This is a genomic window from Pseudomonas sp. GD03862 (assembly GCF_029840855.1).
Lineage (GTDB): Bacteria > Pseudomonadota > Gammaproteobacteria > Pseudomonadales > Pseudomonadaceae > Aquipseudomonas > Aquipseudomonas alloputida.
Genome location: NZ_JAOCDI010000018.1, coordinates 1 through 23,184, shown reverse-complemented (window position 1 = coordinate 23,184; position 23,184 = coordinate 1). Strand labels below are relative to the sequence as shown.

The window sequence follows — 23,184 nt, the reverse complement described above, 5'->3', positions numbered from 1 at the left end:
GAGCGCTCAATAGACGCTGTTGCGCTTGGCCAGGTCGACCATTTCCACCAGTGACTCGGTCTTGAGCTTTTCCATGATACGGCCCCGGTAGGTGCTGATGGTCTTGGCGCTGAGGTTCATGCAAGTGCCGATGTTCTTGTTGTTCTCACCGCGCGCAAGGCGCCGCAGCACTTCCATTTCTCGGTTGGAGAGACTGGCCAGGCGCACCGGCTCGCTCTCCAGCGAGTTGCTGTTGACCGACATTTGCGGAAAGGTCGAATAACCTTTGGTCAGGGCCTTGAGGGCGAACAGCAGGGCCTCGTGGTCCTCTTCCTTGGTGACGAAGGCGCCTATTCCGGCATCCAGGCAGCGACGCACATACAGATCGGTGGCCTGGCCGGTCAGCACCATGATCTTCGGTACCGGCTCCAGGCTCTGCAATCGCTTGATGACTTCCATGCCGTCCAGGCCAGGCAGGCCGATGTCGAGAATGACTACGTCCGGGCGCAGTTCGCGGGCTACCTGAGCCACTTCACTGCCATTGCCGACCTCGCCGATGACATGGAAGCGCTCGCGCTCGAGCAGTAGGCGCAACGACAGCCGGACAATAGGGTGGTCGTCGACGATCAGCACGGTTGTCATGAGGAAAACTCCTGTAGGGATGTGGTCCGCTTCCTGGAACACTCAGGAATACGTCTGCAAGTGGGGTTATCGGAAGCGCTGCACGATACGACCATTCCCGAGGTTTGGTAATGCCGAGTATAGAAGTGTTGAAATCCCCAGTGCTTATTGTTGAAAAGTCCTACAAGAAACAGGAAAGACATCACCCTGAAACAGCGGTGATGCCGGTGCTTTGCAGTTGTTCAGACGCAGGCGGCGTGCGGTTTGTGTATCCGCAGCGTGGAGGCAGGGTTGTTGGCCAATGCCTGACCGACCCGCGTCGGGCGGGCTACCAACTGCCCGGTACAATTCGGGCAGCGGCCTTGGAAGCGGGTTTCGGCACAGGCACGGCAGAACGTGCATTCGAAGGAGCAGATCATAACGTCGGGGCTGTCACCCGGCAGGTCGGCATCACAGCACTCGCAGTTGGGGCGTAGTTCCAGCATGGGCATGACTCCTGTTCGCAGGCGGGAACCCGGAGTCTGCTACGCCCGAGGCAAGGCTGGCAATGTTCAGTCGCCAGGGCGGTACAGGTGGGCATGCCCGGCGCGGTACAAGGCCGATTCGGCGAACGGTGTATCCCCCAGGACGTGGCCTACCAGGATCAGCGCCGTGCGCCGGAAATCCTTGGCCGCTACGCGTTCGACGATATCGCCGAGGTTGCCGCGCACCCAATCCTGATCTGGCCAGGTGGCCCGATGCACCACCGCAACCGGGCAGTGCGCGCCGTAGTGCGGCATCAACTCATCGACAATGCGCGACAGGTGCTTGACCCCCAGATGAATTGCCAGGGTGCTGCCATGGCGCGCCAGGTCGCCTAACTGCTCACCCGGCGGCATGGGCGAGCTGTCGCCATAGCGGGTGAGGATCACGGTCTGCGCCACTTGAGGCAAGGTCAGCTCGCAGCCGAGCAGGGCGGCGCTCGCTGCCGTGGCGGTAACACCGGGGATGATCTGGTAATCGATGCCCAGCGCTTGCAGGTGGCGAATCTGCTCACCGATGGCGCCGTACAGGCTGGGGTCGCCGCTGTGCACCCGGGCCACATCCTGACCTTTTTCGTGTGCGCTGCGCATGGCAGCGATGATCTGTTCCAGGTGCAGTTCGGCGCTGTTGATCACGGTTTCGGCCTGGTGGCCTTCGAGCACGGCGGCGGGTACCAGTGAACCGGCATAAATGATCACCGGGCACTGACGAATCAGCCGTTGGCCCTTGACCGTGATCAGCTCCGGGTCGCCGGGGCCGGCACCGATAAAGTAGATGGTCATGCAAAGTCCTGGCAAGAAAGAGGGGGCGAAACGCTCAGCAGGCCAGGGCGAGCGTCGCCGGGCCCAGTACCTGGCGCGTCAGCAGCAGCCTGGCCGTACCCTGCCGCTGGCTGGCCAGGGCCAGTGCCGCGCTCTCGGCTACGCCCCAGCAGCCACTGTGCCGGTGGGCAACGGCGGAGCGGTGGCTGAGCAGTGGTTCATAGGGTTGCAGTTGCGCGCCATGGTACAGCACCAACGGTAAACCGAGGTGCTCTGCCAGTTGCAACAAGCCGGGCTCGTCGGCCTTCAGGCTGATGCTTGCGATACCGCGCAGGTCAGCCAATGCCAGGCCCTGTTTGTCCAGGGCCTGGCACAGCAAGCGTTGCAAGGTATCCGCCGGGCAACCCCGGCGGCAGCCAAAACCGGCATAGAAGGCAGGCATCAAGCCTGGCTGGAACGGCGGAACAGCCAGGCGCTGAGCAGGCCCAAGGCCAGCCAGAAGGCGGCGTTGGTCAGCCAGGAGGCGACTTTGAACTGGGTTTCCAATGCTTCAGGGGCCAGGCTTTCGTGCACCTCGGGTTGCGGTGCACCGATCACATGAGGAATGACCAGCAGCACGGCGCCCAGCGCCTTCAGCAACCAGTGGCGGGCGAACACCAGCAAGGCCAGGCCCAGCGCTGTGGCACTGGCTGTACCGACCCACCAGGTTTGGCGTTGTCCCAGGTCGGCGGCCGCCGTACCCGGCAGTTCTGGTGGCAAGCCCAGGGTTGGGGCCAGGCAGAACACGGCGAAGCCAGCCAACCCCCACAATGCGCCAGTGGCGGCGCGTTTGGGCTCGCGAAGGCTGTACAGGGCGGCGAGGATCAGGGCGAAGCCGACCGCAACCACCAGATTACCGCCTGTGGTGGACAGCACGCGCTGCCAGCCGTCTTCCGGCGACCAGGCTTCGGCGCTGTGTTCATGAGCGGCAACTTCGCTACCGTGTTCGTGGTGTGCGGCCGGGGCCGAGGACTCGTAGGTTTCCGCCTCCAGAATCAGCGGAGCCACCCAGAAGCTTTGCAGCAAGGTCAGCAACAGGGCTGCAAGGAGCCCGCTGAAGCCCGCAGTACGGGCAATGCGCGTGATCATCAGGCGTACTCAGTGGCAGGGGAAGGCGGCGCTGTGGCGGGTGTCGTGGGCGGCGTTGTGCACGGCCTCGATGTGCGAGAACCCGGCAAAGTAGACCAGGCACAGACCCAGCAAGCTGGCACCGACGGCGATGGTTACACGCTGGCTGAGCGTAACGGGGGTAGCAAGGCTGTGTTGTTTGGCGCTGGTGACGGGCATGACGCGATCCTCTGCTTTTTGTGGGCAATGGGCGAGCGCGGCAGCCCCGGACGTGGTCGCCCAAGGGAATGCAACAGCGCCCGCCCACCGCGGGGTGTTCATGAACGCCAGGCCGGTCTCCGGGCTTGCGAGGAAGAGCTGGGCTCCTGGAACGCGTCACCTTCCCATGCCGTACTACGAGGCACAGTGGTACAGACGCTTCACTCGCTTACCGTTGCGGGGGCAGCACCGGCATTGTCCGGCCCTGCTGAAGGGCCTGGGACGCACCGGTTTCCCGTTTCACCCCCTGAGGGGCACCTGAACGCGAGGCATAAGGAGAGCATGGGGCGGGCTTGGCGTCAATGTCATACAGCGCGCGAGGCCGTTGAACAGCAGGTACGGCAGGCTCAGGCCTGCAGTCTTCTTCCTGCAGGCAGAAGTGCAGAAACCGGGCGATCACCCGCGGGCGAATGCCGCCAGCTTGTCGCCATCCAGGCGGTAGCGCACCCACTCATCCTGCGCCTCGGCCCCCAGTTTCTGGTAGAAGCCGATCGCTGGCTCGTTCCAGTCCAGCACACTCCATTCCAGACGCCCACAGTTGTTCGCCACCGCTTCGCGGGCAATGTGCTGCAACAACTGCCGGCCGGCACCATCGCCGCGATGTTCGGGGGTTACGTACAGGTCTTCCAGATAGATGCCATTGCGCCCGAGCCAGGTCGAGTAGCTGTAGAAGTACACGGCAAAGCCGATTGCACGGCCATCACGCTCGCACATCAGGGCGTGCACAGTGCTGCCTTCGTCGAACAGGCTGTGCTCGATGTCGGCAAGGGTGGCGACCACCTCGTGGCGGGCGCGTTCGTACTCGGCGAGTTCGGTGATGAAGGTGAGGATCTGCTCGGCATCGGTACGCACGGCAGGGCGAAAGGTGAGGCTCATGGTGACGGCTTCCTTGGTCCGGATTGGCGATACAGTGATTTGTATCTGTGTAATTTAATCAAACTGTAACGGTCGCTGGGAGTGGCGGCTCCGGTAGTGTGACAGCACCTATAAAGAAAGTGGAATGCCCGCCATGCTTGCCTCTGCCGACCTGCTGACTGCCTTTGTGCTGTTTGCCTTCGTATCTTCCATCACGCCTGGCCCCAACAACACCATGTTGCTGGCCTCGGGGGTGAACTTCGGCGTGCGCCGCTCGGTCCCTCATGCCTTGGGTATCAGTTTTGGTTTCATGATGATGGTGCTGGCCGTCGGCCTGGGGCTGGGGGAGGTATTCAAGGCCTGGCCACCCCTGTACACGGTGCTGCGCTACGCTGGCGCCGCCTATCTGCTGTACCTGGCCTGGAAGATCGCCACTTCCGGGCCGGTCGGCACGGCCGCGTCCAGTGCCCGCAAACCGCTGGGCTTCTGGGGGGCGGCGGCGTTCCAGTGGGTCAACCCCAAGGCTTGGGTGATGGCGGTAGGGGCGATTACCACCTACACGCCAGCGCAAGGCTATGTAACCAACGTGATCGTCATTGCGGCCTTGTTCGCTTTGGTCAACTTGCCCAGCGTGGGGGTATGGGTGATGTTCGGCAGCGCCCTGCGCAACCTGTTGCAGAATTCGCGCTGGCTGATGCTGTTCAATGTCGTGATGGCCCTGTTGCTGGTGATTTCCCTGTACCCGCTGCTGTTTGTAGAATCAGCGTTTTCCTGACCCCGAGAGTACAGTAAGCCGATGCAGTTGATTCCCTGGTCCCACGAATGCGCCGAAGGTTTCACCCTGCGTGGCTGGCGAACTCCGGCCAGTGGCAAACCGCTGCTGCACTTTCTGCATGGCAACGGCTTCTGTTGCCTGGCCTACCAACCGTTGCTGATGCGCCTGGGCGAGCATTTCGACCTGTGGCTCTGCGACGTTCAGGGGCATGGGGACAGTGATCATGGTGGGGTGTTTCGCGGCTGGAACCGCACCGCTGCCCTGGCGGTGGAGGCCTTTCAGGGCGGACGTGGCGAGTATGGCGACGTACAGCGGTTTGCCGCAGGGCACAGCTTTGGTGGCGTGCTCACGGGGCTGATTCTGGGCAGTGAGCCGCAACTGTTCGCACGTGCCGTGCTGCTCGACCCGGTACTGTTCAGCCGACGCATGATCGGCGTGATGGGGGCGGCAGCCCTGGTCGGCCTGCATCAGCGTCACGCCCTGGCCCGCAAGGCCGCCAGCCGCCGTAGCCACTGGCCCGATCGCGAGTCGGCGTTGGCCTCGCTGGAAGGGCGCGGCATCTTCAAAGGCTGGACCCATGCGGCACTGCAGGCCTATGTCGAGCATGCGATCGGTGAATGTGGCGAGGCCGTGGTGCTCAAATGCCGGCCCAGCCGTGAAGTGGAGATCTTCAGTTCATTCCCTAAACGCATGTGGGCCAGTCTGGCCGCAATCACGACACCGACACGGGTGTTGTACGGAGAAGACACCTATCCCTTCGTGCCACACTCGGTGAATCGCTTGGCGCTGCTGAACCGCAATGTGACCGCACGGCAAGTTCCCGGTGGGCACTGTTTCATGCAGGAAGACCCGGCCATGGCGGCCGAGCAGGTGCTCGATTTCTTGCAGGGTTGACTGTTCTGTACGTGGAACGATGCATGCCATTTTAGCCAGCTACCGCGTGATTGGCATCATTGATAAGGTTATCTCAGCCAAGAGAGGAGCCTTCTCATGAAAACGATTCTGGGTATTCACCGCAGCCCCCACGCCCATTGGGTGGGTGATGGTTTCCCGGTGCGCAGCCTGTTCACCTACGACAACCTGGCCAGCCAGATCAGCCCGTTCCTGCTGCTGGATTACGCCGGCCCGCATGATTTCGCCCCGACCCAAGCACGACGCGGCGTAGGCCAGCATCCGCATCGCGGCTTCGAGACCGTGACCATCGTCTACCAAGGTGAACTGGAGCACCGTGATTCCACCGGTGCTGGCGGCTTGATCGGTCCAGGTGACGTGCAGTGGATGACGGCGGCCAACGGCATCATTCATGAAGAGTTTCATTCCCCGGACTTTGCACGCAGTGGCGGCACGCTGGAAATGGTCCAGCTGTGGGTGAACCTGCCGGCGCGGGACAAGCGTGCAGCGGCCGGCTACCAGACGCTGCTGGCCGGCGACATTCCGGTGGTAGCGCTCGACGGTGATGCCGGGAGCTTGCGGGTGATTGCCGGTGACTACCACGGCCACCAGGGGCCGGCTCGAACCTTCACCGCGATGGACGTGTGGGATTTGCGGCTCAACGCCGGCGCGGCCTTGCAGTTGCCAGTTGCTGCCGGTCGCAATGCGGCGCTGGTGGTGTTGCGTGGTAACGTTCGAATCAACGGCGAGCGCGAAGCAGGCCCGTCCAGCCTGGTGCTGCTCGACCGGGAGGGTGTAGATGTAGCCGTCGAGGCGCTGGACGGCGCAAGTGTGCTGCTGCTCAGCGGTGAGCCGATCGACGAGCCGATCGTTGGCTACGGCCCGTTCGTGATGAACAGCCAGGCGGAGATTGCCGAGTCGTTCGATGATTTCCATGCCGGGCGGTTTGGGCAGATGCAGGACGAGAGGGGAGGCGCCGCACACTGATGCTGTTAATTGGTTGGCCTTTCCCGGCTGGGGCCTGGCCAACGCCTAGTTGACCGAGACCACTCGTCGTTAAGTCTGCTAATGCATTCGAACACTCGGCCGCCGCGGGGAATCTTCCACTAAGGTGCTAGAGGATTCCCCGCATGCTCATTGCCGGGGAGCATGGTCAGCTGGCCGAGCATGCGCAATATCAATTGGCGCCCCGCCCGACAAAGGCGTACTTCCATACAACAGACCATCCCACAGAGAGGGTCGTACCATGTCGTTGATAGGCGTTTCTATGCTAGAGATGCGGCAACTGATCGAGCAGGCCTGCTTGCCAGACCGCTGTGAAGTGAGTTGCCCGGATGGCGCGCACTTGACCATCCGCCTGGGCCAGGGCCAGGATCTCGACCAAGGCGTGACCCTCAGCGGGGTCGCGCTGCAAGACCTCAACAGTTGTCGTGACCTGGTCAACCTGGTGGAGCAGCTGCATGCGTTGCGTGACAGCCACCCGGCGCCACTCAAGGCGATTGCCTGAGCGCGCCTGTCGTGCCCCGGTCAGCCCAGGCTGGCCGGGTATAAGCAGCCACGAGCGCGGCCACGGCCGCCGTTGATCGGCTTATTGCAGTTCCAGCAGCAGGTTCAGGCCACCGTCGCCGCACTTTCCCTTCTCGCGAACCACGCCGTGATAACTCCGCCCATCCCAGACGAAGGCCACACTGTGAGCTCGGTCGATCTTGTCAGGCAGTGGGGGGCAAACGTGCAGGCGCAGCCCTGGGCGACCTTGCAGGTTGAGGGCGGCGAGCTGGCATTGGCATTCCACTCGTTGCGCCACCGGGCCGAACAGGGTGTCGCGTACGTAATCGAGTTGCAGCGAAGCATTGGGTGCGCGGCCAGGCATCTTCATCGGTACATGGCTCCGTTACAACGGCTCGAAGAACCACACGGGTTGGGCATGGCAGGCTCCATACAAAAGAAAGGCGGCTTATCATTCGAAGCTTGCCTGGCCAAGATGTTCAATGTGTTTCATGTGCGTTCATCTTGTTTTGCGCTGGCTGGCAGATGACGGCCCCTGTTCAGGCACCCGCCTTGCGCAAGGTCAGGTTGATCCGCCGTTCGCCCAGGCGCGGATGCACACCGGGCTTGATCGGTAGCACGCCGTGAAAGCGCAAGCGGTCTTCGCCACCCCACACCAGCACATCGCCGTGGCTCAGCGCGATGCGCTGAGCCTTGTCGGCACGCTGCAGGCCGCCGAACAGGAACACCGCCGGTAAGCCCAGCGACACCGACACGATCGGCTGGCCGAAATCCTGCTCGTCGCGGTCCTGGTGCAGACTCAGGCGTGTGCCCGGCAGGTAATGGTTGACCAGGCAGGCATCCGGCACAAAACCGTCAAACCCGGCCATGGCTGCGGCGCGGGAGGCCAAGGCGAGCAGAACCGGGGGCAGGGCGGGCCAGGGCTGGCCACTGAGTGGGTCGCTGGGGCTGTATCGGTAGCCATGTTGATCACTCACCCACCCCAGCGTACCGCAGTTGGTCAGGGCCACTGCCATGCGCAGGCCTCCTGGGGTGTACATGTGCCGGAACGGCGCAGCACGCAGCACCGGACGCAGGGCATCGAGCAGCGCCTCGGTTTCGGCCAGGGCGAAGCCGGGCAGCAGCACGGTGTGGCTTGCCAGGCGTTGCGGCTGGGGGCCGAACAGGTCGAGGTCGGACTGGATCATGTGGCTGCACATCTTCGAGCGGTTTGCCATTGTACCCGACAGCTACACGTCAGGGGATTGCACACGCCGGCCGGATCGAACGATGGCAGAGGACGGGATGACAGAAAAAGGAACCGCGGCACCAGGGAGAGGAGCACCGCGGTTCAAGGGGGAGCGGTTTACTGCTGGGTCACAGTGGCCAGGTTCGCGCTGCCCAGCTGGGTGATGGTGGCGGATTGGGCGACACCACTCTGGTCGACGAACGCCTTGTTGCTTTGGCCTCCCTGGGTCACGTAGGCGACGTTGATGCTGTCAGTCTGTTTGATGGTGGCTTCGTTTCCGCTTCCGTAGAGTTGGTTGGTGTAGCTCTGGTTGCTATAGCCGGACTGGTCGAGCGTGATGGTGTTGCCGGTGCCCTGGCTGCTGCCGTAGGCATAGTTGTCGGTACCACGCTGGTCGGCGATCAGAATGTTGTCAGTGCCGTTCTGTTCGAAGTACAGCTCGTTGCTGACATCATCCTGCTTGGTCGACATCTGGTTGCCTTTACCCGTCTGGGTCAGCGTGGCCAGCTGGTCAGCGCCCTTCTGGGTCAGATTGACGCCGTTGCCATTGCCAGCCTGGTTGATGGTGGCGTTCTGGTTGGTGCCGAACTGGCCACCCATCTTGGCGCCTTTCCAGTTACTGGCGGTGATGCTGTTGCCATTGCCTTGGGTGTTGATGGTCAGGTTGAGGTTTTCACCGTTCTGATAGGTGAAATGCAGGTTGTTGTTGCCGGTCTGGGTAATGGTGGTGGTCGAGTTGTTGGTCTCGAACTGGTCCGACCAACTGGCGTTGGCATTGCCTTGCTGCGACAGGCTGACCTTGTTGCTGACGCCGAAGCTCTGGTCGATATAGCCTTCGTTCGACTGGCCGGTCTGGACCACGGAGGCCTGGCTACCGATCTGTGTGTCCTGCCACACTTCCACAGAGTTGCCGCCCCCGTACTGGCCAATGGCAATGGTGCCGCCAGTGCCTTCGCGCTGGTCGCCATAGGCCCAGTTGTCGTGGCCTTCCTGATAGACCTGGATATCGCCATCGACATGGTTCAGGTGCTCGGCGGTGGCGTAGTTGTCCTGGCCGGTCTGGTTGACGGTGCTGCGATTGTTGCTGCCACCGAAGGTCTGTTCGATAAAAGCCTCGTTGCGCTGGCCGGATTGCCAGCTGGTGGCTTTGCTGCCTTCCTGGCTGTCCTGCCACACGGTGGATTTATTGCCGACGCCTTGTTGGGTTTGCAGCGATTCGTTGTTCGACCCAATCGACTGGCTGGCGAAGGCATCGTTGTAGCTGCCTCCGGCTTGCTGGGTGATCTGGCTGCCGTTCTCGAACAGTTGCTCAGCGTAGCCGGCGTTGTACTGGCCGGTGGCGCTCTGCTGGATATCGCTGGTGCTTTCGGCCTGCACGGCGAGGTGGTTGTGGCCCTTGCCAGTCTGGTTCTGGGTGGCCGAGGCGAAGGATGCCTGGGTCTGAGAGACTTCGGCGATGTTTTCCTTGCCGTCCTGGGTCTGGGACGAGGTGCTGTCAGCAGCCATGGCCTGACCTGCGAGGGCCAGGACGATAGCGGCACTTAACGGAGCGAGCTTGTACATGGTGGTGCCTCCAGGTCTATCGGTATTGGGTGATCTGAACATGCTGGCCATTGCCAGCCTGGGTCACGGAGCTGTTGAGCCCTGAGCCGGACTGCACGATGCTGGCGCTGTTGTCGTTGCCGATCTGCTCGATGGCGGCGTTGTTGCTGCTGCCGCTCTGGCGAATCGACGCACTGTTGCCATTTCCCTGTTGGCTGATGATGGCCATCAGGTCACTGCCTTCCTGCAAGATGTACGCTTCCTGGGCACCGCCGGACTGGACGATACGGCCCAGCAGGGCCTGACCGTTCTGGTCGAGGGCGGCGCGGTTGCCTGACCCTTGCTGCTCGATCACCGCAGCCTGGCCGGCACCGGCCGGCAGCAGGCGGATGATCACTGGTTCACCGAGGTCGTTGCCGGGTGCAAGGTCGGCATTGTCCATCAGGTCCTCTGCCCAGCAGGCCTGGCCCGCCAGGGCCAGGCAGAGCAACAGGGAGTACAGCCGTTTCATCGAAGCCTCCGGCTTTTACTGCACGACTACGTTGACAGTGCGCGTGGTGCCTTGGCTGGTGGTGATCGTCGCCGTCGGTGCCGCAGTCGGGATGATCGTGGTGCTATTGCTTACCACCAGGCGCCAGCGGCCGGTCAGCGCTACCGTGGCCGTCCCCAAGGTCTGGACGCCCGTGGTAGTGGTTACCCGCACGGTTACGGTATTGCCGGTGGTCACCGACGAGGTGCCACTGATGTCCCAGTTGTAACGGTTGTTGGAGCGCGCCGTGACCGTGGCTGTCGTGACGGCGAAGGTTTCTGCGGCAGGCCGAGGCGACACGTTGACGGTGACCGTACTTGGGGTGGACAGCCCCCCCAGCGAGTCACGTGCCTGGTAGGTGAAGGTGGTGGTGAAGGCTGTGGTTACAGTGGCCGGTGGGGTATAGGTCACGGTTGTGCCGTCGGTGCTGACCGTGCCACGGCCGGCGGCCGGCTGGGTGATGTTGGCCACACTCAGCGGTACGTTGCCTTCTGGATCGGTGTCGTTGGCCAGAACGTTGATGGTCAATGGCACGCCCAAGGTGGCAACGGTTTCCGGGTTGGCAGTCGGTGCCTGGTTAGGTGCGACGTTGATGGTGACCGTGGCCGGTTCCGACTTCAGGCCCTTGGCATCCACCGCCCGGTAGCTGAAGTTGGCTACCAGCGGTTGTGTGGCCCCGGTCGGCGGTGTGTAGGTAACCGAGGTGGTGCCGTTCAGCACGACGCCGCCAAGGCCGGTCCCGGGTTGGGTCAGGTCGCTGATGGTCAGCGGCACGTCGCCATCCGGGTCGCTGTCGTTCAGCAGCAGGTTGAGTGTGATCGGTACACCGACACTGGTGCTGCCGACATCGGCCTGGGCCAGCGGTGGCTGGTTGGCGGCCTCGACCGGGGCGCTGCCGACCACGATCACCGGCTCCACATCACTACCGCCATGGGCAGACTTGACCGTAACGGTGGCGGGCGGTTGAGCCAAATCGTTGACCGTGATGCTTTGCAGTGTGCCCGATTTCGACATGCGGCCGTAGCCTTGGGCGAGCAGGTCGGGGACCGTTACTTCGTCGCTGGAGCTGGCCTCGATCAACAGACGTTTGTTGGCCCAGTCATAGCGTGCGGTGCTGACTTTGACCACGTCGCTGAGCTTGCTCGAGAGCGCAGTCGGCTGGGTGCCGCCGACTGCGTTGCTGGCGGTGACAACCACCACCGCTGGCGGCACCGACTGGTTGAACTGCTGGCTGAAGAACAACCCGTTGTTGTCCGAAGTCAGGGTGAACTGACAAGGCGAAGGCGGCGTGCCGATCAGTGCCAGGCCATTGCGCATGCACAAGCTGGCCTCACTCGGGGCCTTGGCGAACACTTCCACGCGGGTGCCGCTGCCGTTGCGCGAATAGGTGGCGCGCTCCAGGGTGACCGGGGTTTGTGCTCGCTGGTCCAGCACCTTGCCAGACACGGTGAACGTGTTGGTCTGAATGGCGCCCGCGGGCCCTTCGATGCGCACGAAGTTGGTATTGAAGGGGCTACCCGTGACCGCTTCGGTGATATTGGGGTCGCCGATGAAGGTTTCGGTGGTGCCCGTGTCAGGGTTGACCTCTGTATATGGCCCGCCAACCCCCTTCAGCCAAGGGCCGATCGCCCCCCCCAGCGCCCCCTGGAAGTTGCCCGGAGCACCGATACCGATGTCCCGGGTGATGTTGATCGCGCGACGACCTGCCGTGGTGACGTTGACCGTCTCCACCCCGTAAGGGTGCGTGATGGTGTAGGTACCGGTGCGTGGGACCGATGCGCGGATACGGATGCGGGCGAAACTTTGCTGATCACCGTCTACCGGGTTTTCAGCAGCAAAGGCTGCCTCTATACCGGCAACGTAGACCTCCAGCTCATATCCGCTGTTACCGACTTGTGGTATCGAGGTTTCGGCCAGGAACCAGAACATCTCGGGTGGCCAGTTATCTGGAAATACCAGCGGCAGGGCATCGTCATAGACCCCGGGCTCGGGCAACAAGGTGCACATGTAGGCGGGCGCCCCGGGTGCGCCTGGCGCACGGGTGCTGGTGGCACGCGACTGGCACAGCTCCAGGGATTGGTCGAGGCTGTCCTTGTACCACATCGGATAGCCACCTGTGGCGAAGGTGTAGGGCCCCGGATCGACATCAGACAGCGCGGCGAACGCGGCGCTGGTAACGGTAAGAGAGAAACCGGCGGCCAACAGCGCACGGCGCGACCAAGTGTTCATGCTGCCTCCTTGAAGGCTGAGCCTTTGTCTGTTCATGGCACCAGCACCACGTCTTCGGAGTCGCTACCACCGTTGGCGCTGGTGACCTGCACCTTGGCCGGCGGAATGGGCGAGAGGGTCATGCTCAACGTCTTCACGGCGCCGGTACCGCCCAGGTTGCCGATCAGCGTGCCGTTGCCGGTATGTGCGGTAAGTACTGGAGGTGTTGTTTCGTCACTGGTGCTGGCCACCAGGGTCAGCTCGCCGGTGGACAGGCGGTACTGGGCCTGCGTGATGGTGACCAGGTCGGTCAGGGGAACGTTGCTGGTGGTCAGGCTGCTGGTCGGGATTGCCACGCTGTTGTCAGCGGACAGTGTCACGATGGTTCCGGCCGCCGGGTTGAGGGCTGACTGGGCGTACCAGGCGCCGGTGCCGTTGGCCTCGGTGAGGCTCAGGTTGGGGGTCTGGCTGGTCAGGGTGACGCTTGCCGGTGGCGGCGGGGCCAACACGAAGATGTCTTGCTGGGCGATCAGGTCGCCGTTCTCGGTATGGCGTGAGTAAGTGCTGCGTTGTGGCATCAGCGGGGTTGGCAGGACCACTTCGGAAAGCTTGCCCGAGACTGCGAACAGCTCGGTGCGCAGGTCGATGCCACCAGGGCCTTCGATGCGTACGTAGTTGGTGTTGAATGGGCTGCCCGTTACCGGTTCTTCCAGGTTCGGGTCACCGATGAAGCGCTCGTTGCCTTCGGTGTAGGGGCCGTTGACACTGCGCAGGAACGGCCCGACATCGCCCTTGAGTGCGCCGGTGAAGTCGCCTGCGCCGGCGATGCCGATGTCGCGGGTCATGTTGATCGCCCGGCGCCCTGCAACGGGCACATCGAACACTTCAACACCATAGGGGTGGGTGACCACGTAGGTGCCCGCGGTGGGTACGTCGACCCGGATACGGACCCGGGCGAAGCTGACCTGGTCACCCTCGACAGGTTCCTCGGCGGCGAATGCCGCTTCGATCGCCGTGCCATAGCTGAGGTCGATGCCACGCGCAGCGTCGACGATTGCAGCGTCGGCAGTGAACCAGAACGCTTCGTCAGGGAAGTTGGTGGGGAAGACGATGGGTTGGGTATCGTCGAACACACCAGGTGTGGGCAGTAGCGTGCACATGTATGAGGGTGCGCCAGGTGCGCCTGCGACCCGGGAGCTGACGGCCTTGGTCAGGCACAGGTCGAGGGTACGACCGTGGCTGTCCTGGTACCAGGCGGGGAAGCCGCCGTTGGCTGGGACGTAAGCGCCTGGATCGACAGCGTTCAAGGCGGCCTGCGCGGGAAGCTGGAGAATGCCGGCGAAAATCGCCACTGCCAGCGGGTGGGGTATCGGTCGGTGCATGAGTCAATTCCTCCTGCAAACGGGCCCATGGACTTGGGGCGTCTGGGAGGAGATCGGCAAGAGCTGTGCCAACACCTGAAAAATGCTTTGCAGGCCTTGTGGTGCAGGGGCTACAGATTCTCAGTAGGGCTTTATGCCAGCCGCTGGCGGTGGGCAGCGTTCCCCCAAGGTTGGGGATTGGGGGCCGGTAATTCAAACCCGGTTTTAGAAGCCAATGCGGTTTTTGCTACAGTGCTACGGCGGTCCCTTCCCCAAGCCGAGCCAAGCGATGCAACCCCTCGACCACCTTTCCCTGAACCTGTTCATCGTCGTCTGCGAAGAAGGCACCATCGCCCGCGCAGGCGAGCGCGCGTTCATGGCGCCGTCCGCCGTCAGCAAACGTATTTCAGACATCGAGGCGCGCTTTGGTACCGCCTTGCTCAAACGTAGCAAGCGCGGCGTGGAGCCCACCCCGGCGGGGCTTGCACTGCTGCGCCATGCCAGGGAAATGACCCGCGCCATGGAACGCCTGGACAGCGAGCTGAGCGAATACGCACACGGCGCGCGTGGTCATGTGCGGGTGCTGGCCAATGTATCGTCGATCATGGAGTTTCTGCCCGAAGAACTGTCAGCGTTCATGCTGGAATACCCACTCATCCAGGCCGATATCGAAGAGCGCTTCAGCGCCGATGTCGTTCGTGGTGTGGCCGAGGGCACTGCAGACCTCGGTATCTGCCGCAAATCCATGGCGGTGGGTGACCTGGATTTCGTACCGTATCGGCAGGATCACCTGGCCGTGGTCGTTGCTGCTGACCACCCGTTGGCCGGCCGCAGCCAGATTGCCTTCGAGGAAACCCTGGGTTACGACCACCTGGGGCTATCGGCCTTTGCCACATTGAACGCTTTCATGCGTAAAAGCGCTGAACAGTCAGGCAAGGCGCTGCGTTTTCGTTCGTACGTGTCGTCGTTCGACGCGGCATACCGTCTGGTGCAGTTCGGCCTTGGCCTGGCGGTGTTCCCGCAAGAGGCCGTATCCCGCTATGCGGCGTTGTTCGACCTGCGGGTCATTGCGCTGACTGACGACTGGGCGCTTGGCGAATTCGTCATCTGCATGCGCGACCGGCACACGCTCTCGCTGTCGGCTCGGCGCCTGCTTGACCACCTGTTGCTGCGTGCACCGGCCTGGCAGGTCGCGGGCTGATCCATCGTGGCTGACGATGGATCAGCCCGCGAAACACGTCTTTTCTGCCCGTCATCCAGCTCTTAGTCTGGCGCAACGCTTCAGACAGAGAGACCGCGATGACAACAATAACAATCAATGAAGTCGGCCTGCGCGATGGCTTGCAGAGCCTGCAAGTGATCATGCCGACAGCAGCCAAACGCCGCTGGATCGACGCCGCTTACGGCGCCGGCGTGCGTCATATGGAAGTCGCGTCGTTCGTGTCGGCACGCTTGCTGCCGCAGATGGCCGATGCCCGCGAAGTGGTGGCTCACGCCCTCACGTACCCGGACCTGCAAGTAACCGTGCTGGCTCCAAACCTTCGTGGCGCAAGGGACGCACTTGAATCGGGTGCACACCGCATCGTCGCCCCGGTATCGGTGAGCACGGCGCACAGCCTGGCCAACGTGCGCCGCACGCCAGTGGAGATGGTCGAGGAACTGGGGCGCATGTGCCAGCTGCGTACTGAAATGGGCCTGCATGGGGTGCAAGTCGTGGCCGGCATGTCAGTGGCCTTTGGCTGCACCCGCCAGGGCGAGGTGCCGCTGGCTGACCTGTGTGCGTTGACCCGCCAGGTGATCGAAGCCGGTTGCGACCTGGTCTCCCTGGGGGACACCACTGGCTATGCCAATCCGGGCCAGGTGGCAACGGTGCTTCGGGCCGTACGGGAGATTGCAGGCGACCGTCTCAAGGCCGCGCACTTCCATGACACCCGGGGCCTGGCCTTGGCCAACAGCCTGGTGGCGGTGCAGCAGGGCATTGGGGAACTGGATGCCTCCCTGGCGGGCCTGGGAGGGTGCCCGTTCGCCCCTGGCGCGTCTGGTAATACCGTGACCGAAGACCTGGTGTTCATGCTGCAAAGCATGGGCTACGACACCGGCATCGACTTGCCTGCACTGATCGAAACCCGGCAGGTACTAAGCGAAGCGCTACCGGGCGAGCCACTTTACGGCTTCATCGCCCGGGCCGGATTGCCGCTCAACTTCGCCAACACACACCGCCACGCCTGAATTGCCCGTAAGAGGAGCACCACAATGTCCAGACTTCCCTTGGACGGCATCCGTGTCGTTGAGATTTCGCATATGGTCATGGGCCCGACGTGCGGCATGATCCTCGGCGACCTTGGCGCCGAAGTCATCAAGATCGAGCCGGTACGCGGCGACGGCACACGCCGTTTGCTGGGCGCAGGGGCGGGCTTTTTCCGCACTTTCAACCGCAACAAACAATGCATTGCTGTCGATGTTGAAACGCCCGAGGGCCGTGAGGCCGTGCTGCAACTGATCGACACCGCCGATGTCTTCATCGAGAACTTCAAGCCCGGGCGTATGCAGAAGCTGGGTCTGGGCTACGACGCACTGTGCCAGCGCAATCCAGGGCTGATCTATGCCTCGCACAAGGGGTTTCTCAGCGGGCCATACGATAACCGCCTGGCGCTGGATGAAGTGGTGCAGATGATGGCCGGTCTGGCCTACATGACAGGACCGGTAGGGCGCCCGCTGCGCGCAGGCAGCTCGGTGAACGACATCATGGGTGGCATGTTCGGCGCCATTGGCGTGCTGGCCGCACTCAACGAGCGCCACAGCACCGGCAGGGGCCGTGAGGTGCAAAGTGCCCTGTACGAGAATTGCGTGCTGCTGGCTGCCCAGCATATGCAGCAGTACGTGGTCACCGGTGAAGCCGCAGCGCCGATGCCGAACCGCATCAGTGCCTGGGCCATCTATGACGTGTTCACTTTTGCCGGTGGCGAGCAGATGTTTGTCGCCGCCACAGGGGAAGGCCAGTGGCACGCGTTATGCCGGGTACTGGGGCAGACCGCTTTGCTTGATGACCCGACCCTTGGTAGCAATAACGACCGCGTGTTGCAGCGGCCACGGCTGCTGGCGCACCTGGCCGAGGTGTTTGCGCCGCTGGACGCCGGGCAGTTGGCGTTGCAGCTGGAAGCCAACGGCATTCCTTTCGCGCCGATCCGCCGCCCTGAAGAGTTGTTCGAGGACCCCCACCTGCTACAGAGCGGTGGCATGGCCGAGCTGCAACTGGAAGACGGCAGCCACACACCGATGCCGTTATTGCCGCTGTCACTGGACGGCCAGCGCCTGCAGCCACGGCGGGCGATCGCGAGGATTGGTGAGCACACCCGCCAAGTGATGCGTGAACTGGGTTACAGCGACGCGCACATTGCCCAGCTGTGTGCGGCGGGCGTGCTGAAAACAGACGACGCGGCTTGAGGAGGCCTTGAGATGGCGATCTACCAATATGACAACCTTGCACCCAACCTGCACCCGGAAACGTTCATCGCCGAGGATGCCAGCGTCATCGGCGACGTTACCCTGGAACAAGGCGTCAGCGTATGGCCGCAGGCCGTGCTACGGGGCGACAACGAAGCGATCTGTATCGGCCAGCACAGCAACGTGCAGGAGGGCGCTGTCTTGCATGCCGACCCCGGCTTTGCGTTGACAGTGGGGCAAGGTGTCACCATCGGCCACCAGGCCATGCTGCACGGCTGCACCATCGGCGATGGCGCGCTGATCGGCATTCAGGCGGTGGTGCTCAATGGCGCGGTCATCGGCAACAACTGCCTGGTGGGTGCCGGCGCCATCGTCACCGAAGGCAAGGTGTTTCCCGACAACTCGTTGATCCTGGGCGCACCTGCCAAGGTAGTGCGCGAGCTCACTGCCGAAGCCATCGCCGGTATGCAGCGCAATGCGACGGAGTACGTCGCAAAAGGCCAGAGCTTCAAGGAAAAGCTGATCCGTATTCGCTAAAAAACCTGCTGGTGACGCCCTTCGAGACGTCGCTGCTCTCCAATAATTACAAGAATGGAGATTCACCATGGTTGCTTTGACCGGCGAACTGGCGCGTGAGCGCAACGACAGTCACATTAATGAGCTGCTGCTATACCGCCGTGTGGCCTGGCGCATCATGCCGCTGGCTATCATCTGCTTCCTGTTCTCCTACTTCGATCGCATCAACATCAGTTTTGCGAAGACACAAATGCAGCAGGAACTGGGCCTCAGCGATGCTGCCTACGGCCTGGCCGCGAGCATGTTCTTCGTCGGCTACGTGCTGTTCGAAGTGCCCAGCAGTCTCGGCCTGAAACGCTACGGGGCTCCGGCCTGGATCTGCCGGATCATGGTGTCCTGGGGCCTGGCGACGGCTGCGCTGGTATTTGCCTATACCCAGTACACGCTGTACTTCCTGCGCTTTCTGATCGGCGTCATGGAGGCCGGTTTCGGCCCGGCGATCCTGTTCTACCTGGCATGCTGGTTCCCGCGCAAGCACCTGGCGAAGATGAATGGCCTGTGGTTCCTGGCGGTGCCGCTGGCCGGAGCGGTGGGGGGCCCGGCTGCGGGCTTTTTGCTGGGGACAATGGACGGCGTGTTGGGCCTCGCTGGCTGGCACTGGTTGTTCCTGATGTCCGGGCTGCCGTGTGTGCTGCTGGGCCTGCTGGTGCTGTGGAAGCTGGACCGCGATATCGAGGCGGCGAAATGGTTGAGCCGCGAGGAGAAGGACCTGCTGGCGGAGAACCTTGCCCAGGACAAACGCGCTGCAAAACCGATACTCGGCTCGATCTGGCGGGTGTTGCTGACCCGTGAAGTGGCGATCATGGCGTTCATCTACTACGTGGTCAAAACCGCGTCCTACGGGCTGAATTTCTGGATGCCGCACCTGATCAAGTCCTCGGGGGTGCAAGACATGCTGTGGGTTGGCGTACTGTCGGCATTGCCCTATGCGGTAGCGTGCATCGGCATGGTGTTGCTGACTCGCCACTCCGACCGCACCGGCGAGCGTAAGCGCTATCTGGTGTACTGCCTGCTGGCGGCCGCCGTCGGTTACCTGCTGGCGTGCCTGTTCTCCGACTCTCCCTTCGCGATGATGACCGCGCTGGTGCTGGCCACTGCGGGCACCTTTATCGCTATCCCGATCTTCTGGACCATTCCACAGTCGACGTTCTCGGGGCTGGCAATTGCTACCGGCACCGCCGCGATCAACTCGGTGGGACAGCTGAGCGGCATCGTTGCACCAGTGATGGTGGGCAAGATCAATGACCTTACCGACAGTACCTACATGGGCATGCTGTCAATCGCGCCGCTGATCCTGGTCGCATGCCTGGTGGTGATGCGTTACGTGCGCAACCCTAAAAGTTGATTGGCGCTGAGTCTTCGAACAACAACAAGAACAAGAGCAAGGCATACCAATGATCGTGATCTTTCGGCGAGCATCGCTGGTGCTCTCGGTGCTTTACTGCGCCTGTCAAACCGCCCAGGCTGCCTTTATCCATGACGGCAGTGGCAGCCTGGAACTGCGCAATTTCTACTTCGACCGCGACTTTCACGGTGACAGCGCCACGCAATCGCGGCGCGGTGAATGGGCCCAGGGCCTCATGCTGCGCTTGCAGTCTGGCTATACCGACGGCGTGGTTGGCTTTGGCCTGGACGCAGCCGGCATGCTGGGGCTCAAGCTGGACTCCTCGCCTGACCGTAGCGGTTCCGGCCTGTTGCCGCGAGGCAGCGACAAACGCGCCGCGGATGACTACGCCAAGGCCGTGGCTACCTTCAAGGCCAGGCTGGCGCAGAGCGAATTGAAGGCGGGGGGCCTGAGCCCGCAACTGCCATTGCTGGCGTCCAACAGCAGCCGCTTGTTCCCCCAGTGGTTCAACGGTGTGCAACTGGTGAGCAAAGACTTGGACCGGTTTACGTTCACCCTGCTGCAGGTGGATGCCACCAAATTGCGTGACTCCACCGACTATGAGGACCTGACCGCCATGGCGCAGCAAGGGGCCTATTCGGCGGCGGTCACCAGTGATCGTCTGCGCTACGCCGGCGTCGATTACCAGCCGTTGAACAACCTGACCCTCAGCCTTCACACCAGTGCGCTCGAAGACCTGTTCCGGCGTGATTTTGCCGGGTTCAAGTTCAAGACCCGCCTAGGGCCGGGGAATGTGTTCACCGAGTGGCGCTGGTTCAATGCAAGGGAGCAGGGCCGGGCGTTGCTGGGCGGAATCGACAATCAGACCCTCAGTACCAACTTCGGGTACAGCGTTCAGGGCCAGACGTTCAGTGGCGGCTATCAGAAAGTGCGTGGGGATACGGCATATGCCTACGTGGGGGGCACCGATACCTACCTGTTCAGCGAACAGCAGGTCAGCACATTTGCCTTGGCCAACGAACGGGCGTGGATGCTGCGCTACGACTACAACTTTGCTGCCGTGGGCATCCCCGGGCTGACGTTCAACGTGCGTTATGTAAAGGGCGATCAGGTGGCCCCGCAACGCATTGCCAGCGTCAAGGGCAGGGCATTGGCCGCTGGCGACGGAGAGGGGCGGGAATGGGAGCGGACTACGGATATCACCTATGTGGTGCAGTCGGGGGCGCTCAGGAATGTGTCGCTGCGTTGGCGCAATGCGAGCATGCGCTCGAATTTTGCCGATGCAGCGGATGAGAACCGGGTGATCGTCGGGTACACGTTCGAATTCTGAATTCAGACACAATCTTCGTTGGGTGCAGCTGGTTTCGCTTGCGCTTTGGATCTGCGCGGTTTGCGTGGTTTTTTCGCTGGCCGCTTGCCGGGCTTGAGCTGCCAGCGGTCGGCGTTGGCGAGCAGGCGTGCCTGGATTGCGGGTGGGTAGTCGCTCAGGGTTGTCACGGGTGGGACTGGCTTGCCGGGCAGGCCGGCCTCGCGGATGACCTTCGGCCAGCGCGGTCGCCAGCACAGCAGCAGGCTGAGCCAGTGGCCGGTGCCGATGATAACGAAAGCGGGCCAGACAAACAGCAGGACAACTTTGAACAGCCAGTTGCTCTTGCGGAAGAAACGCCCAAGGCCTTCGAACTGGGCGCTGAATGCCTGGATGGGTGAGGGTAGCTGGGTGCTCAGGCGGGGGCGGGGGACGGCGTGTGGGCCTTCTTCCATGTAACGGCGGATGAATTCCCACTCATCACGCAGTTCGCTGCCGCCTTGGCCTTGTTTGCCGAGCAGGGTCATTTCCATGTGGGGCAGGCCGGTGCGGCTGGGGTGCCAGACCAGGCCTAGTCGCATGCCCATGCTGAGTGAGTCATCTTCTGGGTCGATGGCTGTACTTCCTGTTGTTTTCCATGGGAAGGTTACGATGCCGCCGCAATAGCCGGGGCGGTGGAGGTGGACCTGTTGAGTTTTTCGATTGAATCGAATGAGCAGATGGCGGCTGGTTAGCATTTCCAGCCTTGAAAGGCTAAATCCATATTTTGCATATATATAATAGGTGGCACCCCCTAGCAAGATCATGTAAGTGCTAAATAAAACTGAAAATACGGAAAGAAACTCAGGCTGGGTTGCATTTATATAGATTGAGCCAAGGGTTATGTTTAGCCATGAGTAGGTCATTGGTCCCAAGCTGCCCAAGGTCATTAAGGTGATGATGCCGCGCTTCTCTTCCGAGCCACCGCATCGCATCTCTAGGAAATTTTCATTGAAGGAATAAACAGGGCCGCGTGCGCGAGGGTTTTCGCTTACCTTCCGAAAATGGACTTCCTCTTCCAGGTCACCTTCGTAAAAGTCACGCATTGCGCGATTTTCTGCTGGCGTCATTTCGGCTACGTACGCCTTGCGCGCAGCTTCGGACTCGATTGCCATCCGCCAGAAACCCCATTCGATTAGATACACTATAAGACCTCGCTGAAAGCGGAATGAAGCTCCTTTAATTCTTCATGTTCTTCATAAGGCTTAGCTGTTTTTCTGATTCGGAAACAGCAGCGCCTACACCACTTTTCCAATGCATCATCTTCAAGGAGGTAAATTGCGATCGTCAGGACGAGCCCTATCCAGAAAGCTCCGACTACCAATCGTGCGAGCAGAAGGCGCGCAGCTTGGGTTCCTAATTTTTTTGCAAGCTCACCCATAGAGGATGCCAACATTCTTGCAAATTTAGTCTTGGCGTTATGGGATAGATAATCAAAAAAAGGCTTCGCTATGGCAATGGCAGTTCCCAGTTCGCCTATAGATAACGTCAATGTTGCCATCGCGCGCGTGTGGTAGGCTCCGGCCAATGTCCATGATTTTGTTGAAGCGCTTGCTGCTTTGAAGTTTTCCGCTCCGTCAGCGAAGTCCCACCACGCCAAGACGAATCCTCCCGTACCAGCTAACGCAGCTCCCCACAGCTTCAACCTACCCAAGGTTGCCGCAGCCCCTCTGCCGGTCACACTTTTCGCGCCATATCGGATTGCCACCTGATCCACATAGCTGGCGCCAACTTCAAAGCCCGCCGCTGCCGTGGTCATCGCGGCTGCCAGGAGTTCGGTCTTCACTCGCGCATCACTGTCGGGCAGCTCCCGCGCCTTGAACGCCATCAGCATGCCTTCCAGCAGGCAGACCAGACCGGCGGCACGCACTTTATAGAAGTCGCTCTTCTGACTGTCCGCCTGCATCAAGCCTTCAGCCCACGCCTGATCCAGATAGCGCGCAATCTGGCCACCACTGCGTAGTGAATTAACCGGTTGCCCGCTACGTGCAGCTTCACTCAGGCGTACGTCGACAGCTGTTTCATGTACCGAAGCAAACAACGCCAGGCGCAGTCCATGGTGCAATGCTCGGTCTGCACTGTTTGGGGCTCCGCTACGCAGCACCTGTCGCCCAAGCGCGACGAACCATCCATACAAGCCGATGCTGGCGCTGTTGTTCCGCTTCTGCAGTTCCTCGTACAGCGCGTTCATACGTCCGAAGGCATTCGCTGCCGCATGTGCTCGCTTGGCAAGGCCTTCGGCCAGCGTGTAGTTGAATTCCGAGGGCGGTTCGGCCTTGGCGGCCTCAATCAGTGCCGCCAGCTCTTCCCGGATGTCGTCCTGGTTGTAGC

The 23,184-nt window shown here is 61.9% G+C and carries 24 protein-coding genes, 1 pseudogene and 1 riboswitch; of the genes and pseudogenes, 10 read left to right on the top strand and 15 right to left on the bottom strand.

All coding sequences use genetic code 11. From position 1 onward, the window contains the following. Window positions 1–6 precede the first annotated feature (6 nt). From N5D53_RS13825 to N5D53_RS13795, 7 genes are all read right to left on the bottom strand, one after another. Window positions 7–621: a response regulator transcription factor gene (locus tag N5D53_RS13825; RefSeq protein ID WP_003253824.1), complete on the bottom strand. Its 615-nt coding sequence runs from the start codon at window positions 619–621 to the stop codon at window positions 7–9. 221 nt (window positions 622–842) lie between these two features. Next, window positions 843–1,085: a DUF1272 domain-containing protein gene (locus tag N5D53_RS13820; protein WP_064491192.1), complete on the bottom strand. Its 243-nt coding sequence runs from the start codon at window positions 1,083–1,085 to the stop codon at window positions 843–845. A 66-nt stretch (window positions 1,086–1,151) separates the two neighbouring features. After that, entirely contained in the window at window positions 1,152–1,904 is a 753-nt protein-coding gene (gene cobM, locus N5D53_RS13815; RefSeq protein ID WP_014590839.1) for a precorrin-4 C(11)-methyltransferase, read from the bottom strand. Window positions 1,905–1,938: 34 nt separating this feature from the next. Then, window positions 1,939–2,325 (bottom strand): cobalamin biosynthesis protein, encoded by a 387-nt coding sequence (locus N5D53_RS13810; protein ID WP_020190465.1) that lies wholly within the window; start codon window positions 2,323–2,325, stop codon window positions 1,939–1,941. Continuing rightward, window positions 2,325–3,011: a CbtA family protein gene (locus tag N5D53_RS13805; RefSeq protein WP_014756910.1), complete on the bottom strand. Its 687-nt coding sequence runs from the start codon at window positions 3,009–3,011 to the stop codon at window positions 2,325–2,327. The genes N5D53_RS13810 and N5D53_RS13805 overlap by 1 nt, the downstream gene beginning before the upstream one ends. Before the next feature lie 9 nt (window positions 3,012–3,020). Next, window positions 3,021–3,209, bottom strand: a complete 189-nt coding sequence (locus N5D53_RS13800; protein WP_014590842.1) for a CbtB domain-containing protein — start codon at window positions 3,207–3,209, stop codon at window positions 3,021–3,023. A gap of 92 nt (window positions 3,210–3,301) precedes the next feature. Beyond that, a riboswitch (cobalamin riboswitch) is annotated at window positions 3,302–3,525 on the bottom strand. Between the two features lie 119 nt (window positions 3,526–3,644). After that, window positions 3,645–4,124 (bottom strand): GNAT family N-acetyltransferase, encoded by a 480-nt coding sequence (locus tag N5D53_RS13795; protein WP_010954276.1) that lies wholly within the window; start codon window positions 4,122–4,124, stop codon window positions 3,645–3,647. Window positions 4,125–4,248: 124 nt separating this feature from the next. Here N5D53_RS13795 and N5D53_RS13790 point away from each other — a divergent pair, with 124 nt between their 5' ends. The 4 genes from N5D53_RS13790 to N5D53_RS13775 all read left to right on the top strand — a co-directional run bounded on the left by N5D53_RS13790 (window position 4,249) and on the right by N5D53_RS13775 (window position 7,276). After that, a complete protein-coding gene (locus N5D53_RS13790) occupies window positions 4,249–4,878 on the top strand; it encodes a LysE family translocator (RefSeq protein ID WP_012052198.1) in 630 nt (209 codons plus the stop codon). Window positions 4,879–4,899: 21 nt separating this feature from the next. Beyond that, a complete protein-coding gene (locus N5D53_RS13785) occupies window positions 4,900–5,772 on the top strand; it encodes an alpha/beta hydrolase (RefSeq protein ID WP_121161606.1) in 873 nt (290 codons plus the stop codon). 96 nt (window positions 5,773–5,868) lie between these two features. Further along, entirely contained in the window at window positions 5,869–6,756 is an 888-nt protein-coding gene (locus N5D53_RS13780; protein ID WP_121161608.1) for a pirin family protein, read from the top strand. A 259-nt stretch (window positions 6,757–7,015) separates the two neighbouring features. Then, window positions 7,016–7,276 carry a DUF1652 domain-containing protein gene (locus tag N5D53_RS13775; protein ID WP_064491187.1) on the top strand — a complete coding sequence of 87 codons (261 nt, stop codon included), beginning with the start codon at window positions 7,016–7,018 and terminating at the stop codon, window positions 7,274–7,276. 81 nt (window positions 7,277–7,357) lie between these two features. On the opposite strand, the gene N5D53_RS13770 is transcribed toward N5D53_RS13775, so the two are convergent. From N5D53_RS13770 to N5D53_RS13745, 6 genes are all read right to left on the bottom strand, one after another. Beyond that, window positions 7,358–7,645, bottom strand: a complete 288-nt coding sequence (locus N5D53_RS13770; RefSeq protein WP_003253801.1) for a hypothetical protein — start codon at window positions 7,643–7,645, stop codon at window positions 7,358–7,360. A gap of 169 nt (window positions 7,646–7,814) precedes the next feature. After that, entirely contained in the window at window positions 7,815–8,462 is a 648-nt protein-coding gene (alkB, locus tag N5D53_RS13765) for a DNA oxidative demethylase AlkB (protein ID WP_104961582.1), read from the bottom strand. A 158-nt stretch (window positions 8,463–8,620) separates the two neighbouring features. After that, complete coding sequence (locus N5D53_RS13760; protein ID WP_104961583.1) at window positions 8,621–10,066, bottom strand: curlin; 1,446 nt, start codon at window positions 10,064–10,066, stop codon at window positions 8,621–8,623. A gap of 16 nt (window positions 10,067–10,082) precedes the next feature. Next, entirely contained in the window at window positions 10,083–10,556 is a 474-nt protein-coding gene (locus N5D53_RS13755; RefSeq protein ID WP_020191832.1) for a curlin, read from the bottom strand. Between the two features lie 15 nt (window positions 10,557–10,571). After that, complete coding sequence (locus N5D53_RS13750; RefSeq protein ID WP_104961584.1) at window positions 10,572–12,803, bottom strand: Ig-like domain-containing protein; 2,232 nt, start codon at window positions 12,801–12,803, stop codon at window positions 10,572–10,574. A 32-nt stretch (window positions 12,804–12,835) separates the two neighbouring features. Beyond that, a complete protein-coding gene (locus N5D53_RS13745; RefSeq protein ID WP_104961585.1) occupies window positions 12,836–14,164 on the bottom strand; it encodes a hypothetical protein in 1,329 nt (442 codons plus the stop codon). A gap of 268 nt (window positions 14,165–14,432) precedes the next feature. On the opposite strand from N5D53_RS13745, the gene N5D53_RS13740 reads away from it, so the two are divergent. The 6 genes from N5D53_RS13740 to N5D53_RS13715 all read left to right on the top strand — a co-directional run bounded on the left by N5D53_RS13740 (window position 14,433) and on the right by N5D53_RS13715 (window position 20,838). Continuing rightward, the gene (locus N5D53_RS13740; RefSeq protein WP_064493220.1) at window positions 14,433–15,344 is read left to right on the top strand and encodes a LysR family transcriptional regulator; all 912 of its coding nucleotides are present in this window, start codon (window positions 14,433–14,435) and stop codon (window positions 15,342–15,344) included. 98 nt (window positions 15,345–15,442) lie between these two features. Next, entirely contained in the window at window positions 15,443–16,372 is a 930-nt protein-coding gene (locus N5D53_RS13735) for a hydroxymethylglutaryl-CoA lyase (RefSeq protein ID WP_104961586.1), read from the top strand. Window positions 16,373–16,396: 24 nt separating this feature from the next. Beyond that, window positions 16,397–17,587, top strand: a complete 1,191-nt coding sequence (locus N5D53_RS13730; RefSeq protein ID WP_010954265.1) for a CaiB/BaiF CoA-transferase family protein — start codon at window positions 16,397–16,399, stop codon at window positions 17,585–17,587. Between the two features lie 12 nt (window positions 17,588–17,599). Then, on the top strand, window positions 17,600–18,124 hold the full coding sequence (locus N5D53_RS13725) for a gamma carbonic anhydrase family protein (protein WP_104961588.1): 525 nt from the start codon (window positions 17,600–17,602) through the stop codon (window positions 18,122–18,124). A gap of 67 nt (window positions 18,125–18,191) precedes the next feature. Next, window positions 18,192–19,508, top strand: a complete 1,317-nt coding sequence (locus tag N5D53_RS13720) for an MFS transporter (RefSeq protein ID WP_076403116.1) — start codon at window positions 18,192–18,194, stop codon at window positions 19,506–19,508. A gap of 49 nt (window positions 19,509–19,557) precedes the next feature. Beyond that, a complete protein-coding gene (locus N5D53_RS13715; RefSeq protein WP_104961590.1) occupies window positions 19,558–20,838 on the top strand; it encodes an OprD family porin in 1,281 nt (426 codons plus the stop codon). 2 nt (window positions 20,839–20,840) lie between these two features. Here the strand turns inward: N5D53_RS13715 and N5D53_RS13710 are convergent, their stop codons facing one another. Both N5D53_RS13710 and N5D53_RS13705 read right to left on the bottom strand, forming a co-directional pair. Then, window positions 20,841–21,998 carry a DUF6708 domain-containing protein gene (locus N5D53_RS13710; protein WP_121161610.1) on the bottom strand — a complete coding sequence of 386 codons (1,158 nt, stop codon included), beginning with the start codon at window positions 21,996–21,998 and terminating at the stop codon, window positions 20,841–20,843. Beyond that, window positions 21,998–23,184: pseudogene (locus tag N5D53_RS13705) on the bottom strand (hypothetical protein); the annotation flags it as partial. The pseudogene N5D53_RS13705 and the gene N5D53_RS13710, both read right to left, overlap by 1 nt.